Origin of the sequence: Pantoea sp. CCBC3-3-1 (genome assembly GCF_007981265.1) — a bacterium.
Classification (GTDB): domain Bacteria; phylum Pseudomonadota; class Gammaproteobacteria; order Enterobacterales; family Enterobacteriaceae; genus Erwinia.
Genome location: NZ_CP034363.1, coordinates 1204443 through 1218894 on the forward strand (window position 1 = coordinate 1204443; position 14452 = coordinate 1218894).

Here is a 14452-nt window from a genome sequence, read left to right on the forward strand (position 1 = left end):
CGCAATTGCGGCCTCTTGAGGTATCACCCAAATTTAATGGTGAGATTCGTTTGTCGTTGAAGGCTCAAGCTCTTCTTTATTCTTACCGAAGCGGCGGCGTACCACCACAAAGAATACCGGTACAAAGAAGATAGCCAGAATGGTGGCTGTTACCATGCCGCCCATTACGCCGGTACCTACTGCGTTCTGCGCGCCAGAACCTGCACCGGTACTGATTGCCAACGGCAGTACGCCGAGGATAAAGGCCAGTGAGGTCATCAGAATTGGACGCAAACGCATGCGAACCGCTTCCAGGGTGGCTTCCACCAGGCCTTTGCCTTCTTTTTCCATCAGGTCTTTGGCGAATTCTACGATTAAGATCGCATTCTTCGCCGACAGCCCAATGGTTGTCAGCAGGCCTACCACGAAGTAAACGTCATTACTCAGTCCACGTATCGTAGTAAACAGCAGCGCACCTATGACCCCAAGCGGAACCACCAGCATAACTGAGAAAGGAATAGACCAGCTCTCGTACAGCGCCGCCAGACAGAGGAACACCACAATCAGCGAGATGGCATAAAGTGCTGGTGCCTGGTTACCTGAGAGGCGTTCCTGATAGGACATTCCAGTCCACTCATAACCAATCCCCTGTGGCAGTTTTCCAGCCAGCTCTTCCATCAGGTTCATCGCATCGCCTGAGCTTTTACCCGGTGCAGCCTGTCCTAAAATTTCCATGGACGGCAGGCCGTTATAGCGCTCAAGACGTGGCGAACCATACTGCCATCTTGCGCTGGCGAAGGCGGAGAACGGCACCATTTCACCGTTTGTTGCGCGCACGTACCATTTATTAATGTCGTCCGGCAACATACGGGAATCAGCCTGGCCCATGACGTAAACTTTCTTCACACGACCGCGATCGATAAAGTCATTAACGTAAGAGCCGCCCCAGGATGCACCCAGCGTTGTATTGATATCAGAGATAGAGACGCCAAGCGCTTCGGCCTTCTCCTGATCGATAGTCAGCTTGTACTGCGGCGTATCTTCCATGCCGTTTGGACGCAGGCCAACGATGGTATCAGAATGCTCCGCAGCCATGCCAAGCAGCTGATTACGCGCCTTAGTCAACGCGTCATGCCCAAGGTTAGCCTGATCGATCAGCTCAAAGTCGAAGCCGGTAGCGTTACCCAGTTCGATAATTGCCGGCAGGTTGAACGGAATAACCATGGCATCTTTGATCGCACCAAACGCCTGCATGGCACGACCGGCAATCCCTTCAACCTTGTTTTCCGAGCCGCTACGTTCTTCCCACGGCTTAAGGCTGACGAAGGCGATACCGGTGTTCTGTCCACGACCCGCAAAGCCAAAGCCGTTAACCGTAAACACGGAACGCACGTTGTCTTTTTCTTTGGTCAGGAAGTAATCCGTTACCTGGTCGAGCACCTTCTGCGTACGGCCCTGCGTTGCGCCAGCCGGCAGCTGAGCCTGAGCCAGCAGCAGACCCTGATCTTCTTCCGGCAGGAAGGAGCTTGGCAGCTTCACGAACATGTACGCCATACCAACCACGATCACCAGGTAAATCAGCAAGTAACGGCCGGTGCTGCGAATGATGTGGCCAACGCTGTCGGTGTAGTGATGGGTGCTTTTTTCAAACAGGCGGTTAAACCAGCCAAAGAAACCGGTGGTTTTACCGTGATCGCCTTGCTTGATTGGCTTCAGCATCGTGGCACAGAGCGCCGGCGTCAGAATCAACGCGACGATCACTGACAGCACCATGGCTGAAACAATGGTGATGGAGAACTGGCGGTAGATCACACCGGTTGAGCCACCAAAGAAGGCCATCGGGATAAATACGGCTGACAGCACCAGGGCAATCCCCACCAGCGCGCCCTGAATCTGCCCCATCGACTTGCGGGTAGCTTCTTTTGGCGGCAGGCCTTCATCGGCCATCACGCGCTCGACGTTTTCCACCACCACGATCGCATCATCAACCAGCAAGCCTATCGCCAGCACCATCCCGAACATCGTCAGCGTGTTTATCGAATAACCAAACGCGCTGATAATGCCGAAAGTCCCTAACAGAACTACGGGCACCGCAATCGTTGGGATCAGGGTGGCGCGGAAGTTCTGCAGGAACAGATACATGACGATGAACACCAGCACAATCGCTTCGACCAGGGTCTTAACCACTTCCTGAATGGAGATCTTAACGAACGGCGTGGTGTCGTACGGATAAACCACTTTCAGACCGGCCGGGAAGAACGGTTCCAGTTTACCCAGCTCCGCTTTTACCGCGGCTGCCGTATCCAGTGCGTTAGCACCGGTCGCCAGCTTGATACCGATACCGGAGGCAGGTTTACCGTTATAGCGAGCAACGATCTCGTAGTTTTCACCGCCAAGCTCGATCTTCGCCACGTCTTTCAACAGCACGCGCGAACCGTCTGAGTTAACTTTCAGCAGAATTTTGCCAAACTCATCCGTTGAGGTCAGACGCGTCTGAGCAATGATAGAGGCGTTAAGCTGCTGGCCTGGGATCGGCGGGGAGCCCCCTAACTGACCGGCTGCAACCTGGGCGTTCTGCGCGGTGATCGCGCTGATAACGTCAACCGGCGTCAGCTGATAGTTATTCAGCTTGTGCGGATCCATCCAGATACGCATTGCATATTGCGCACCGAATATCTGAGTATCACCTACGCCGAGGGTACGGCTGATAGGATCTTTGATATTCGACGCCACATAGTCCGCAATGTCGTTTTGCGTCATGGTGCCGTCATCGCTAACGAAACCGGCCACCATCAGGAAGCTGCTGGAGGATTTTTGAACCTGAATCCCCTGCTGTTGTACTTCCTGCGGCAGCAACGGCGTTGCCAGCTGCAGTTTGTTCTGCACCTGAACCTGCGCGATATCCGGATCGGTACCCGACTGGAAAGTCAGCGTTAGCTGTAAGGTGCCGGATGAATCGCTGTTTGATGACATATACATCAGGCCATCAATACCGTTCATGTTTTGCTCAATAACCTGGGTTACGGAGTCCTGCAGCGTTTTTGCATCGGCGCCTGGATAGGTAGCGCGAATCTGTACGGCCGGTGGCGCAACATTAGGATATTGCTCAATCGGCAGTTTTAGAATCGACAGCACGCCCACCAGCATAATAATGATGGCGATAACCCACGCAAAGATGGGGCGATCGATAAAGAACTTAGCCATGGATCAACGGCTCCTGTTTAAGACTGCGGTTGTTCAGATTTTGCCTGCGCGGCATCGTCTGCACTCACTTCCTGCGGCGTCACCTGCGCACCGGCTTTGGCACGTTGAATACCGGTGGTAATCACTTTATCGCCTTCCTTCAGGCCAGCCGTTACCAGCCATTTGTCGCCGATAGCTTGATCCGTCGTCAGATTACGGGATTCCACTTTATTATCTGCGCCAACAACCATTGCCGTTGCCTGGCCCGTTGGCGTACGGGTCACCGCCTGCTGTGGCACTAACAGCGCCGCAGGGTTGGTGCCTTCTTCCAGACGTGCACGCACAAACATGCCGGGCAGTAAAGCGTGATCCGGGTTCGGGAATACCGCACGCAGCGTAATGGAGCCGGTCGTTTCATCAACGGTGACATCAGAGAATTCTAATGTTCCGCTCTGAGCATATTCGCTACCATTTTGCATCAGCAGCTTAACCTGAGCTTTGCCGTCAGCCTGCTGCAGCTTGCCAGAGTTCAGCTCTTCACGCAGACGTGTGAAATCTTCACTGGATTGGGTCACGTCAACGTAAATAGGATCGAGCTGCTGAACTGTGGCCAGAGCAGTGGTCTGAGCGTTCTGCACCAGTGCACCTTCCGTGACGGAAGATTTACCGATGCGGCCGCTGATAGGCGAGGTCACTTTGGTATAAGCAAGGTTGATACGAGCTGTTTCAACGCTGGCCTTCGCCACCTGAACTGCGGCGGCAGTCTGGCTTTGCGTGGAAATAGCGTTGTCATAGTCTTGCTGGCTGATGTACTTAGTACCCAGCAGCGGCTTATAGCGCTTCACGGTCAATGCCGCGATCTGTGCGTTAGCCTGAGCCTGTGCTAAATCCCCTTTGGCGCTGTCGTAAGCGGCCTGATAAGTGGCCGGATCGATCTGATAAAGCGATTGTCCCGCTTTAATATCGCTGCCTTCCACAAAATTACGCTTCAGGATAATGCCTGAAACCTGAGGGCGAACTTCGGCAACGCGGTACGAGGATGTACGGCCCGGAAGATCGGTAGTAATTTTTAGCGGAGCGCTCTTCAGGGTGACGACACCGACCTCGGGGGCTTTCTGCTCACCGCCCTGTTGCGCATCTTTATTATCACATCCTGTTAGCACTAAGCTGCCTGAAAGCATCAGAACGGCCGCCAGAGGCGTTAACCCTCTGTTTTTGTTCATAAATAAACCTCGAGTGTCCGATATCGATTGTTCAATGGATCACAAACCCATAAACCCATTGCTGCGTTTAAATTATGGTCGTGCTATGTTACATACATTCGCAAATGTATGTAAGTCTACCCTGATTGTAAAAGTCACCCTATGGCACGAAAAACCAAACAGCAGGCGTTAGAAACGCGAAATCACATCCTTGACGCGGCGATTGCAAGGTTTTCCGAGCATGGCGTAGCTAAAACTTCGCTGGCCGATATTGCAACGGCGGCTGGCGTAACGCGTGGCGCAATTTACTGGCATTTCAAAAACAAAACTGATTTGCTCAATGAAATCTGGGCCCAGTCAGAAAGTGGACTGGAAAACTTAGAGCTTGAGTATCAATTAAAACACCCATCTGATCCACTCTCCGTCATGCGCGCCATGCTAACGTATGTGCTTGAAGCCACTGTACACGACGCTCGCCGACGTTCACTTATGGAAATTATTTTTCATAAGTGCGAGTTTGTCGGCGAAATGACCACTTTACAGATGATGCAGCAAACGCTGTATCTGGAGTGCTACGAGAAGATCGAAGATGTCCTGCGCCAGTGTATGGCAGCAGGGCAGCTACCCGAAAACCTGGATACCCGACGCACGGCAGTTGTCATGCGGGGATATATCACGGGGATTATGGAAAACTGGCTGTTTATGCCGGAAAGCTTCGATCTGGCCGCCGACGCAACGCAACTGGTCGAGGTGCTGATTGATATGCTCAGGCATAGCCTGGCGCTGCGCCTGCCGGCAAATTAACGGTTTGCTTCCTCGTCCGGTGCAGCGGACACCTTTTTTTCAAAGTCTCGCTGCACAATAGCCAGCGCATTGAGAACGGTTTGGGGAGCAATCTGGTTTTCTTCCAACAGCATAATCAAATCCACAGCCAGCCTGACCTCTTCAGGCGCGGTGTCCAGTGACATATTCTTTCTCCTTTTTGTATAAAGCCAGCCCGGTTAAATACGCAGTTTCTTGATCACTAACACCATCAGCAATGAGCCCGCCAGCGCAATCAGTAAGGCTCGGGGATCGCTTTGCGCCAGGGTTCCGTAGTTGAAAAAGGCAGCAATATAGCCCCCGATTAATGCCCCAACGATGGCCAGCACCAGCGTGGGGATCAAACCGCCTGGCCGTCCGGGAAAAAAGCGCCGGGTCAAAAAGCCGGTCAATATCCCGATGATTATCCACGAAAGAAGTCCCATCCGTTGCCTCCAGTCAGCATTATTCAGCAAGTATAGCAAGGTTGCTCCGGTCGATTAGGCGTACCCTTACTGCTCGCGTTTTTCTATTGCACGCTCAATACGTTTTAGCGCTTGCAGACAGCGTTGTAACCGTCCTTCCAACGCCGCAATTTCTCGCTGTAGGGTCTGCTGCTGTGCTAACGTCTGCTGCGCGCCAAGCTGGCTTTCACGATCGGCGATCATCGATTTAAGCCGGCGTTCATAATCCTGATGTTTCGCCAGCTTTTCGTATAAATTCTCCTGTTGTGGCTCCTCGCGCGTTTCGGCCGTGCGAAGTTTCAGCGTCGCCAGCTCCCGTTGCAGCGCGCTTATTTGCAGCACGACGCGTTCTGCCATCCAGGCGACCCGTTCGGTACGCTGGCCGTTTACGCTTTGTTTTAGCAGCGTGAAACTGTGCTGAACTTCCTGCAAATAATCGCCAAGGCGGGTGCTGTGACTGCGAAAAAGTTGATCGTCAAAGCGAGCTTTGGGCGTACGTTTATTCGTATGGGGAGCAACGGCCTGAGCCAGCTCTTCAAGCTTTTCTTCCAGCTGCTGAAGCAGGTGGGCACTTTTCATGGTGTTCTCTCCGGTGAATGCACCGTTTATACTACGTGTTCAGCAAAAGAAAAGGGCATCTATGCAACGTATCCTCTTACTGATAGCGGGCTGGCTGGCGATGGGGCTGGCAACGCTGGGCATTATTTTGCCTTTATTGCCCACTACGCCATTTCTGCTGCTGGCCGCGTGGTGTTTTGCTCGTTCCTCGCCGAGATTTCACGACTGGTTGCTGAACCGGTCGATCTTTGGGCGTTATCTGCGTCACTGGCAACAGTATCGGGCCGTGCCGCCCGGAACAAAAGGGCGGGCAATAACGATAACGCTGATCACCTTTGCTGTTTCGCTTTGGCTGGTTAAAATTATTTGGGTGCGACTGTTATTAATTTGTATGCTCGGTGTACTCATTCTCTTTATGTTACGGTTGCCGGTCATTGATGAAGGGCAACAAAAACCGTGAATTTGCTTCCAGCGGTTGCAATTGTCGGACGGTTTGCATAGATTTGGTCGTTTTCGTGCGCGGCTTCCCCCAGACACTCCTGTTTTGCTCTGCTAATTTGTCTGCAAGAGCACCGAAGCTGCGCGAGTCAGATTTGTATTTACCAGGCACAACATTATGACCGCAACTGCGCAGCAGCTTGAATTTCTTAAAAACAGTATCAAAAGCATTGAGGATTACCCTAAGCCGGGCATTCTGTTCCGTGACGTGACCAGCTTACTGGAAGATCCGCAGGCCTATGCGCTTAGCATTGAACTGTTAGTTGAACGCTACCGTAATGCGGGTATCACGAAAGTCGTGGGTACTGAAGCACGTGGTTTCCTGTTCGGTGCCCCGGTCGCTTTAGGTCTGGGTGTTGGTTTTGTTCCCGTGCGTAAACCGGGCAAACTTCCACGCAAGACCTATACCGAAAGCTACGAGCTGGAATATGGCACCGACAGTCTGGAACTGCACTGTGATGCAATTGGCCCGGGCGATATTGTGCTGGTGGTGGACGATCTGCTGGCAACGGGCGGAACTATCGAAGCGACGGCCAAACTGATCCGCCGTGCGGGTGGTGAAGTGAAGGATGCGGCTTTTATCATCAACCTGTTCGATCTGAGTGGCGAGTCGCGCCTGAACGCGCTGGGTATTAACTGCTACAGCCTGGTTAACTTCCCGGGCCACTAAGACGATGCGGCAAGCGGGCATCCGCTCATCTTGCCGGACGATAAAACCCCACGTTCTGACGTGGGGTTTTTGTTTTATCAGAACTTAATATTTACCGAGACGGCAACGGCCTGGCTCGTTTCATGTGCCGATTTTTGCACATCGTAATGAAGCCCGTAGCTCATATTCTCTTTCTGCACCTGTAGTCCTGTCCTGGCGCTGAAGGCAGAGCGGTCGGCAAGGCGTGATTCGCTCCAGGCCGAACCCTTAACGCCCGCCATCGTCACCCTTGTTCCGTTTGTCGTGTCGCCCGTGGTGACAATATAAGCGAGATCCAGCGCCGGTTTGAGAGTATAGCCCGACGCCGTTTTAAACTCCTTACTGAACATCACGCCGAGCGGCATTGACCACAGGGAAGCCGAGCTGTCACCATTTTTGAACAGGGACTTGCCGTTACTCATTGCATCGAAACTGCGGTTTTTCAATAAAGTATAACGCAGGCCAACATGGGGAATGATGTCGGCATAAGGGCTCTCAACGCTATACTCGGCGGTCAGCCCGCCACTCAGAATGGTTGATTTAGTCTCTCCTGACAGTTTTGTATAAGGCGTCGCTGCCGACAGGGACTGCTTCATATCGTGACTGACACGTGAATAGTTAACATCAGCGATTAAGTTCCAGTTGTTATTCAGCCAGCTGCCATAAAGCGACGCTCCCCAGAAATCGAGATCGTCCTTCACTGGATACACATTTCCGGAAGAATTGCCTTTTCCTTTACCGATGTTCAGTGCGCCGCCGGTTTTCAGAATGGCGTCTTCTTTTGTGATTAACGTGTCTTCTGCGCCCACAAAAACGCCCGCAAGCCAGGTGTCTGTTTTGGCGTTGAAACCGCCAGAACTATAGCCTTTTAGCGTGCTGTCGCTGTAGAGCAGGGACGTCCACAGATTGAACCCTTCCTCCAGCGGCGTGCCCTTAAAGAAATGCTCTCCCTGCGACAGATGCTGTGAAATGGCTTTGGTGGTTGCCGACATCACCTGGAAACTGCTCCCCGCGACGTTAGCGATAGAAGCAAAGTTAATTGCCGATTCGACAAGGCGGGCCGCCGTATCTGTATCGCTAACGGTTTGTACATCCATCGCCTGCGACACAAACTGCTGTGCTGCGTTGTCGGAGGTGGTGTCCACGCCAATCTGCGTGGTCATGGCTCGGAGTAATTTCACCGAACGGCCAGAAATTTTTGGTGCTGTAGTGCTGAGATCGGCGTTATCCAGCGTCAGCAGCGTGCTGCCCGCTGCGGCAGAAGCCGTCGCAGTGAGCAGGCGGCTGGTGGTGCTGATTTGGCTTTGAGCCCATGTCGGAGCCGTTTGGGTGGTTATCGCCGATCCTGTTACCGCAGTAAAACTTTCTCCTGCGCTAACGCCCTCATTGGTCAGCACCAGCAGTTGTGCACCGCTATCAATTTGTGCACTCCCCATTGCCAGCGCGGCATTACCGGAATCAATCCAGGATTTGGCCGTCAGCACGGTGAGCGACGAAGCCCCCAACCCTTGAGTAGCAGCCTCTCCACCGACACGCCAGCTCAGATCGCTGCTGGAAAGGTCGAGCGTAGTGTCGCCGCTCAGTACCAGCGTACCGTTATAAGTCACCTGCTGGGTCTGCTGTAAAAGAGCAACGCTTTCCTGCCAGTTATCAGCATTCAGTTCAGTGGAACCAAAAATCGCCGTGCCGTCGCCGCTAACAATAAAGGTTCCAAGATTGGCCTCCAGAGCTTTACTGGCGAACAGCCCACCGCTGAGGATGACACTGCCGTTATTCAGTTCAGTGCTGCTAACCTGAAACGATCCGCCGCTTTGACGATATTGGTTTTCTTCTGCTGAGGTCGTGCCGGCTAAAGCGCTCCAGACGGTAGCTGCGCCGATGGTCAGCGCGCCGCCGGTAAAAGCGCCGCCCCGAATGTCGAGCGTGCCTGCGGCACCGGTTCCGGCATTTTTCGCGTAAGCGCTGCTGTTCAGCGTGCCATCATGACTGCCATTTTGTCCGCCCAGCTGTATTTCTGTGCCAATTTGCCCGCTGCCGTTTGTAAAAATGGCGGTTCCGCTGCCACCGTTACCGGCACTGCCGCCGTTACCTGAGCGCCCACGGACGCCATTATTTACGCCGCCATCGCCCGCATCGCCGCCGCTACCGCCCAGGACCAATGCACCGCTGTTATTGATAACACCGCTGTTGAATTGCAGCGTTCCCTCTGCGCCGTCCGAGCCGTTGCCGCCATTACCGGCTGAAGCGCTGCCCAGCAAATTCCCCCCGGTGCCGCCATTACCGCCGTTGCCGCCAATCTGTAAGCCGGAGGTTAAGGTCAGCGTACTGTTTTCCACCGTTAGCACGCCCGTTCCCGCAGCACCCGCATCGCCCGCCTGACCGCCCTGACCGCCAGCTGCACCTTTACCGCCTGCGGCAAGCGAATCAGCCGTGCCTGCCTTGCCGTTGGCACCGCTGTTGCCGCCAGTACCACCGTTTGCGCCATCCGCACCGATCGCCAGCGACTGTACGGTCAGCACGCTGTTATTCAACGTTAGCGAACCTTGTGCGCCGTCGCCGCCTCTGGCTCCCTGGCCGCCTTTGCCTCCTGCGCCGCCGTTGCCGCCCTGGCCGCTGTCGCCCGCTTCTCCAGTGATATTGCTGGCAGAGGTTTGACCTGCATCACCCCCTGAGCCGCCATTGCCACCATTGCCGCCGTTTGAACCCGCGCCCGCAGCGCCGCCAATGGTCAGGGCGCTTTTGACGGAGAGCGTAGTGTTATTCAGCGTCAGGCTACCGCTACCGCCGTTCCCACCCTGCGCGCCATTGCCCCCATTCCCCGCTTTTCCCCCCGTACCACCTTGACCACCGGAACCCGGAAAACCGCCAGCGGCCTGTACGCCCGCGACGCCCGCGTTGCCACCGCTGTTGCCTTTACCACCGTCTCCGCCAGCTCCTCCCTCTTCGCCGTTGCTGGCAATGCCGCCACTGCCGCCGAGGGTCATGGTGGTGGTGGAAAAGTTGCTTTGATTAATGGTCAAATCGCCAATGCCGCCCGTCGCGCCGTTGCCGCCGCTACCGCCATTTGACCCATTCCCCCCTGTGCCGCCGTCACCGCCGTCACCGCCATCGCCACCGATGCCGGTTATACCACCGCTGCCGCCATTGCCGCCTTTTCCGCCATCCCCGCCGGTTGTACCGGCAGAGCTTTCGCCAGGCGTGCCGCCTGCGCCGCCGTCTCCGCCAATTTGCAACAGGCCCACCTGGCCTTTGACGTTACGAATAGTGGCTGTCGTACTGGCTCCTTCGGTAGCGGCAGATCCGTCGGTGCCAGCCGTCCCATTCGCACCGCTGCCGCCCGAGGCACCGCTGTTGCCATTGCCACCGTTGCCGTTACCTGAAGCATTCGCGCCGTTGCTACCGTTACCGCCATTGCTTGCCGCGCCTGCCTGGCTGCCTGAACTGCCGTTGCCGCCGCTACCGCCAGGTGTGCCAATATTAATATCCTCGCTGGCCTGGGCAATATTTAAACCTGCAAACGTTGGCAGGGTAATAATCGCCAGTATATTTATTGCCTTGATGATCCTTTGGTTTTTTATACGTACAGGAATGGGGGGTAAAGCATGTTTATCCTTACTGTTCATTTTTATATTCCATTATTTTTTAACAAGGTTTTAGGTTTTTTACTAAAGCGTTTATAGATAATAATTATCTAAAAACAGGTGCTTATATTTTTTTTGAGGTCGTACTCTTCTTTGGCGCTTTTCTTCCTGTTTTTTTGATGAATCAATGAGGGGAATGAATGTGTCACTCTTCATTAAATACCCAGCTTTTTTGGCGGTAAATCCATTTCAGGTTGAAAAGTTGAAAATTAAGAATATTGGCCTGGCATTTACTCTTAGTGCTGAATAAAAATCTGATGCGGCGGAGGCAATGTTTTTTCTGAAAAGCGGCAAAAATGATTATCGGCTGGTTATCCCGGCAGCGTTTGGCGTACCGTTTTGCTCAAAGTGATAGGAATGGCATCCGACGTGCTGGTACACTGTCAGGGTATTTTGCAAAGAGGCTAAACCGCGATCCAACGGTGTTTAGATGAATTATTCCATATAAATCAATGATGAAGTATTAATGAGCTATCAGGTACTGGCCCGCAAGTGGCGTCCTCAAGCGTTTACTGATGTTGTTGGTCAGGAGCATGTTCTGACCGCACTGGCTAACGGTTTGTCTCTTGGCCGCATCCATCACGCTTATCTTTTTTCTGGCACCCGAGGTGTCGGAAAGACCACCATTGCCCGCCTGTTGGCGAAAGGACTCAACTGCGAAACCGGCATCACCGCCACCCCCTGTGGCCAATGCGATAACTGTCGTGAGATCGAACAGGGACGCTTTGTCGATCTGATCGAGATTGATGCAGCCTCACGTACCAAAGTAGAGGATACGCGCGATCTGCTGGATAACGTGCAGTACGCGCCTGCGCGGGGTCGTTTTAAGGTTTACCTGATTGATGAAGTTCATATGCTCTCGCGGCACAGCTTTAATGCGTTGTTAAAAACGCTGGAAGAGCCGCCGGAACACGTCAAATTCCTGCTGGCAACGACCGATCCCCAGAAGCTGCCGGTGACGATCCTCTCGCGTTGTCTGCAATTTCATCTGAAAGCGCTGGATGTGGGCCAGATCCGCGGGCAGCTGGAACATGTGCTGCAACAAGAACAGATAGAATCGGAAACGCGCGCCTTACAGCTGCTTGCCCGGGCAGCGGATGGCAGCATGCGCGATGCCCTCAGCCTGACCGATCAGGCTATTGCCATGGGGCAGGGGCAGATAACCACGGCAACGGTCAACAGCATGCTCGGCACGCTGGATGATGAGCAGCCGCTGGCGCTGGTGGAAGCGCTGGTGAATGCCGAAGGCGAGCAGGTCATGTCGTTGCTCGATCAGGCTGCCTCCAGAGGCGTTGAATGGGAAGCGCTACTGGTAGAGATGCTGACGTTGTTGCACCGCGTGGCGATGATCCAGCTGCTTCCTTCCGCCCTGGGCGAGGATTTTGCCATCGTGGAGCAGCGCTTGCGTGAGCTGGCTCGCCTTCTGCCGCCCGCTGATGTGCAGCTTTACTATCAGACTCTGCTCACCGGACGAAAAGAGCTGCCGCTGGCACCGGATCGTCGTATGGGCGTGGAAATGACGCTGCTGCGTGCGCTGGCTTTTCATCCTAAACAGGTGATTGCCGAACCGGTCGCCCGGCCGGTAATGACGCCGCAGGCGCAGCCCGTGCAGGAAAAACCGGCCGAGCCGCCAGCAGGCTCAGCGCCGCCGCATACGGTGCAGCCTGCCGCTCATCTGCCCGATACCACCAGCCAGCTTCTGCAGGCGCGAACACAGTTAATGCGCCAGCAGGGAGCGACCAAACCAAAAAAGAGTGAGCCGGCGGCGCAAAGTGCGCGGCCGGCAAGTTCGGCACTGGAGCGGCTGGCTTCAGTTACCGAGCGTGCTCAGAAGCGGCAGCCTGCCGCTGAATCTGACGCGCCGGTAAAAAAAGAGGCCTATCGCTGGAAGGCCCAGGTTCAGGAGGTCAAGGCGGAACCGGTTGCCACGCCAAAAGCCTTGCGTACGGCGCTGGAGCATGAGAAAACCCCCGAACTGATGGCAAAGTTGGCAAGCGAAGCGCAGCTGCGTGACGCATGGGCTGGCGAAATAGCCGGGCTGACGTTGCCGAAGCTGGTCCAGCAGCTGGCATTAAATGCCTGGAAAGAACAGACGGAAAACGGCGTGACGCTGCATCTGCGTTCCAGCCAGCGGCATCTGAACTCGCCGTCGGCCCAGAAAGTGTTGAGTGAAGCATTAAGCAGTGCTGCGGGGCAGCCGGTTGAACTCACGCTAATTGAAGACGATAATCCAGCAGTGCTAACGCCGCTGGAATGGCGGCAGAAAATTTACGAAGAGAAACTGGCGCAGGCGCGTCAGTCGATAATCGCGGATACTCATATTCAGACACTGCGTCGCTTCTTTGATGCGGACGTGGATGAAGAGAGCATTCGCCCCCTTTGAAACGCTGTAGCACGGCTACGGCCCTTCTTAAGAGAGAAAACTATGTTTGGAAAAGGCGGACTGGGTAACCTGATGAAACAGGCCCAGCAGATGCAGGACAAAATGGCGCAGGTGCAGGAAGAGATCGCCGCCATGGAAGTAACCGGTGAATCAGGCGCAGGCCTGGTTAAAGTTACCATCAACGGTGCGCACAACTGCCGCCGTGTGGAAGTCGATCCAAGCCTGCTGGAAGATGACAAAGACATGCTGGAAGATCTGGTTGCTGCCGCGTTTAACGACGCAGCTCGCCGCGTAGCGGAAGCGCAGAAAGAGAAGATGGCTGGCGTGTCTAACGGCATGCAGCTGCCACCTGGCTTCAAGATGCCGTTCTGATGCAGACCAGCCCGCTCCTTGAAAGCCTGATGGAGTCGCTGCGCTGTTTGCCGGGCGTTGGGCCGAAGTCGGCGCAGCGCATGGCGTTTCAGCTGTTACAGCGCGATCGCAGCGGTGGAATGCGCCTGGCTCAGGCACTGACTCGCGCCATGTCTGAGATTGGGCACTGTGCAGACTGCCGGACCTTTACCGAGCAGGAAATCTGCACCATCTGCGCCAATCCACGTCGGCAGCAGACCGGCCTGATCTGCGTGGTTGAAAGCCCGGCTGATATTCACGCTATTGAGCAAACCGGGCAGTTTGCCGGTCGCTACTTTGTGCTGATGGGCCACCTTTCGCCGCTGGACGGTATTGGTCCTGCTGACATCGGCCTGGACCGGCTGGAACAACGGCTGGAAAAGGAAACGATTCAGGAAGTGATCCTGGCGACCAATCCAACGGTGGAAGGAGAGGCAACGGCCAACTATATCGCCGAGCTGTGCGGGCAATATGGCGTTGACGCCAGCCGCATTGCGCACGGCGTGCCGGTTGGCGGTGAGCTGGAAATGGTCGATGGCACCACGCTGTCGCACTCTCTGGCCGGGCGTCACAAGATTATATTTTAGTCAGTCAACGGCACGATCCGTCGTGCCGTCTTGAAATCCCCGCAGGCATCCCCATCTTACTCTCAACGTAAACCCCCT

General features: G+C 54.7%; 12 protein-coding genes and 1 other annotated feature. Of the genes, 6 read left to right on the forward strand and 6 right to left on the reverse strand.

Annotated features, from left to right (window positions below):
- Positions 1–33: 33 nt before the first annotated feature.
- Together EHV07_RS05495 and EHV07_RS05500 are read right to left on the reverse strand one after the other, a co-directional pair.
- Entirely contained in the window at positions 34–3183 is a 3150-nt protein-coding gene (locus tag EHV07_RS05495; protein WP_147195843.1) for an efflux RND transporter permease subunit, read from the reverse strand.
- A gap of 17 nt (positions 3184–3200) precedes the next feature.
- Positions 3201–4385 (reverse strand): efflux RND transporter periplasmic adaptor subunit, encoded by a 1185-nt coding sequence (locus EHV07_RS05500; RefSeq protein ID WP_147195845.1) that lies wholly within the window; start codon positions 4383–4385, stop codon positions 3201–3203.
- 141 nt (positions 4386–4526) lie between these two features.
- Between EHV07_RS05500 and acrR the strand changes: the two genes are divergently transcribed.
- Positions 4527–5168: a multidrug efflux transporter transcriptional repressor AcrR gene (gene acrR / locus EHV07_RS05505; RefSeq protein ID WP_147195847.1), complete on the forward strand. Its 642-nt coding sequence runs from the start codon at positions 4527–4529 to the stop codon at positions 5166–5168.
- On the opposite strand, the gene rsmS is transcribed toward acrR, so the two are convergent.
- The 3 genes from rsmS to priC form a co-directional block, all read right to left on the reverse strand.
- Entirely contained in the window at positions 5165–5332 is a 168-nt protein-coding gene (gene rsmS / locus EHV07_RS05510; RefSeq protein WP_147195849.1) for a pleiotropic regulatory protein RsmS, read from the reverse strand. The two genes, acrR and rsmS, sit on opposite strands and share 4 nt — an antisense overlap.
- Before the next feature lie 33 nt (positions 5333–5365).
- Complete coding sequence (locus EHV07_RS05515) at positions 5366–5611, reverse strand: GlsB/YeaQ/YmgE family stress response membrane protein (protein ID WP_147195851.1); 246 nt, start codon at positions 5609–5611, stop codon at positions 5366–5368.
- Between the two features lie 66 nt (positions 5612–5677).
- Positions 5678–6208 carry a primosomal replication protein PriC gene (gene priC, locus EHV07_RS05520; protein WP_147195853.1) on the reverse strand — a complete coding sequence of 177 codons (531 nt, stop codon included), beginning with the start codon at positions 6206–6208 and terminating at the stop codon, positions 5678–5680.
- Between the two features lie 61 nt (positions 6209–6269).
- Between priC and EHV07_RS05525 the strand changes: the two genes are divergently transcribed.
- Positions 6270–6647 (forward strand): DUF454 family protein, encoded by a 378-nt coding sequence (locus EHV07_RS05525; RefSeq protein WP_147195855.1) that lies wholly within the window; start codon positions 6270–6272, stop codon positions 6645–6647.
- Positions 6648–6803: 156 nt separating this feature from the next.
- Positions 6804–7355 (forward strand): adenine phosphoribosyltransferase, encoded by a 552-nt coding sequence (gene apt, locus EHV07_RS05530; protein ID WP_147195857.1) that lies wholly within the window; start codon positions 6804–6806, stop codon positions 7353–7355.
- A gap of 77 nt (positions 7356–7432) precedes the next feature.
- Here the strand turns inward: apt and EHV07_RS24465 are convergent, their stop codons facing one another.
- Complete coding sequence (locus tag EHV07_RS24465) at positions 7433–10996, reverse strand: autotransporter outer membrane beta-barrel domain-containing protein (protein ID WP_168199596.1); 3564 nt, start codon at positions 10994–10996, stop codon at positions 7433–7435.
- 484 nt (positions 10997–11480) lie between these two features.
- Here EHV07_RS24465 and dnaX point away from each other — a divergent pair, with 484 nt between their 5' ends.
- The 3 genes from dnaX (at position 11481) to recR (ending at position 14374) form a co-directional block, all read left to right on the forward strand.
- Positions 11481–13397, forward strand: coding sequence for a DNA polymerase III subunit gamma/tau (dnaX, locus tag EHV07_RS05540; RefSeq protein WP_147195859.1), 1917 nt, complete (start codon positions 11481–11483; stop codon positions 13395–13397).
- Positions 12742–12803 (forward strand) — a sequence feature (DnaX frameshifting element). (Overlaps the previous gene by 62 nt.)
- Positions 13398–13439: 42 nt before the next feature.
- Positions 13440–13769: a YbaB/EbfC family nucleoid-associated protein gene (locus tag EHV07_RS05545; protein ID WP_147195861.1), complete on the forward strand. Its 330-nt coding sequence runs from the start codon at positions 13440–13442 to the stop codon at positions 13767–13769.
- The gene (gene recR, locus EHV07_RS05550) at positions 13769–14374 is read left to right on the forward strand and encodes a recombination mediator RecR (protein WP_147195863.1); all 606 of its coding nucleotides are present in this window, start codon (positions 13769–13771) and stop codon (positions 14372–14374) included. The genes EHV07_RS05545 and recR overlap by 1 nt, the downstream gene beginning before the upstream one ends.
- Positions 14375–14452 lie beyond the last annotated feature (78 nt).

What these genes read in the sequence shown, in the direction of transcription:
- apt (WP_147195857.1), top strand. Translation starts at nt 6,804, where the DNA reads ATGACCGCAACTGCGCAGCAGCTTGAATTTCTTAAAAACAGTATCAAA.
- EHV07_RS05545 (WP_147195861.1), top strand. Translation starts at nt 13,440, where the DNA reads ATGTTTGGAAAAGGCGGACTGGGTAACCTGATGAAACAGGCCCAGCAG.
- recR (WP_147195863.1), top strand. Translation starts at nt 13,769, where the DNA reads ATGCAGACCAGCCCGCTCCTTGAAAGCCTGATGGAGTCGCTGCGCTGT.
- EHV07_RS05515 (WP_147195851.1), bottom strand. Translation starts at nt 5,611, where the DNA reads ATGGGACTTCTTTCGTGGATAATCATCGGGATATTGACCGGCTTTTTG.
- acrR (WP_147195847.1), top strand. Translation starts at nt 4,527, where the DNA reads ATGGCACGAAAAACCAAACAGCAGGCGTTAGAAACGCGAAATCACATC.
- EHV07_RS05525 (WP_147195855.1), top strand. Translation starts at nt 6,270, where the DNA reads ATGCAACGTATCCTCTTACTGATAGCGGGCTGGCTGGCGATGGGGCTG.
- dnaX (WP_147195859.1), top strand. Translation starts at nt 11,481, where the DNA reads ATGAGCTATCAGGTACTGGCCCGCAAGTGGCGTCCTCAAGCGTTTACT.
- rsmS (WP_147195849.1), bottom strand. Translation starts at nt 5,332, where the DNA reads ATGTCACTGGACACCGCGCCTGAAGAGGTCAGGCTGGCTGTGGATTTG.
- EHV07_RS05500 (WP_147195845.1), bottom strand. Translation starts at nt 4,385, where the DNA reads ATGAACAAAAACAGAGGGTTAACGCCTCTGGCGGCCGTTCTGATGCTT.
- EHV07_RS05495 (WP_147195843.1), bottom strand. Translation starts at nt 3,183, where the DNA reads ATGGCTAAGTTCTTTATCGATCGCCCCATCTTTGCGTGGGTTATCGCC.
- EHV07_RS24465 (WP_168199596.1), bottom strand. Translation starts at nt 10,996, where the DNA reads ATGAACAGTAAGGATAAACATGCTTTACCCCCCATTCCTGTACGTATA.
- priC (WP_147195853.1), bottom strand. Translation starts at nt 6,208, where the DNA reads ATGAAAAGTGCCCACCTGCTTCAGCAGCTGGAAGAAAAGCTTGAAGAG.